The sequence below is a fragment of the Paenibacillus flagellatus genome (assembly GCF_003217775.1).
GTDB classification, from domain to species: Bacteria; Bacillota; Bacilli; order Paenibacillales; family NBRC-103111; genus Paenibacillus_AB; species Paenibacillus_AB flagellatus.
Genome location: NZ_QJVJ01000034.1, coordinates 1 through 1,586 on the forward strand (window position 1 = coordinate 1; position 1,586 = coordinate 1,586).

Consider the following 1,586-nt stretch of genomic DNA (forward strand, 5'->3'; position numbering starts at 1 on the left):
CCTGAATTTCGAAAGTACTGCGCATTAAAAACATAAAAAGGGCTCCAAATCTTTGGTAGAATGGTGTTTGTCCAGGACAACATCACCCAAAGAGAGGAGCACCTTTTAGGTGAAGTCTACCACACCGGTCAGCAAAATCAAGAGCGAATTTTCGCTGCAGAACGCCACGAGTTTCGGCGGCGTCAAAATCTTTTTGGCCTATCTCGAAAAAATCAAGCTCGCCGAGGCCATGCAGCGCCTTTCCGGCGGCAAAGCGCACAACGCCATTTTTCCTGTTCATCGCATCCTGCTCTATCTAATGGTTGGCTGGATGCTGGGCTGCGGGCGTATTTTTCATTTCCGCAAGTTACAGCACGATGTGTTGCTTTGTCGTTTTCTGGGAGGCCGTCTGCCGCATCACAGTTTGCTGTACAAGGAGCTCGCGCGTCTGGGCAGATCCTGCCCGCAGCTCCCGACGGAACTGCGCAAGCTGAATATGGAAATCATTCATCTCTGCTTGCCGTCCAAGCCAATCCTTGATCTGGACTCCTCGGTGGAGACGGTATACGGGGAGCAGGCCGGCGCGGCCAAAGGCACCAATCCGCATAAGCCCGGACGAAACAGCTACCATCCGTTGCTGGCTTTTGAAGGGCAAACCCACTTGAATCTGAATGCGAGGCTTCGCCCCGGCAACACGCATTCTTCAACCGACGCAATCGACTTTTTGCAGCAAACCTTCGCACTGCTCGGCGAGCGCCAAGTGGCGTACGCCCGGTTCGACAAAGGCTTTGGCGGCGAGGATTTCTACCAACTGTGGGAAGGCCGCAAGATCGGTTACGTCGGCAAAATGAAATGGACCAAACGCCTCGCAAGCGACGTGGCGGCTTGTCGCTACTGGACGCGCTATGTCGACGAGGACTGGATCATCGAGGGCATCACTTTGATTTACAAAGCTACGTCCTGGAAAAAGCCCCGTCGCGTAGCGGTCATTCGTAAGACGCAAGTCTGCGAAGACGGTCAAGGCCGCATCGTATTCGACGAGGACTGGCAGTATGAAGCGATTGTAACCAACCTGGAGTGGGAACCAATTGACCTATGGCGCTTTTACAACCAGCGTTGCTGCATGGAAAATTACATCAAAGAGGCGAAAGACGGTTTTTCCATGGACCGGATCGCGACCAGTGATTTTGAAGCGAATGAAGTCGATCTGCTGATCAAGTTGCTGGCCTACAATTTGTTCGAACGCTTTAAGCGCGATTGTTGCGAACCGATGCATCAGGGTTATACGATTGCAAGATTCCGACTGGAGTTCTTTCATTGCGCGGCGACGCTTGTTCGGCATAGTCGCGCGGTCGTGCTCAAGCTGATCAAGGATTTCGACGGTCGTCATGCATGGAAACGAATCGAAGCCAAAGTGGTTCAATTGGAGTGACGGCTTCCAACATTTCACATGGAAAACAACAATGCCCCTTTTCTGGGGAGGGGGGAGTTATCCCCATGTGGATATTGGTTTCAAAATTTCGCTGGTCCCACTCCCACTTATTCACAGTTGTTGATCCGCTCCTGGATGATCGCCACCGCATTCTTATGCGCTTTCGAAATTCAGG

General features: G+C 52.2%; 1 protein-coding gene. It reads left to right on the forward strand.

Translation table 11 applies throughout. The features are described from left to right. Positions 1-109: 109 nt before the first annotated feature. Complete coding sequence (locus tag DLM86_RS31635; protein WP_024982794.1) at positions 110-1,411, forward strand: IS1380 family transposase; 1,302 nt, start codon at positions 110-112, stop codon at positions 1,409-1,411. Positions 1,412-1,586: the final 175 nt, after the last annotated feature.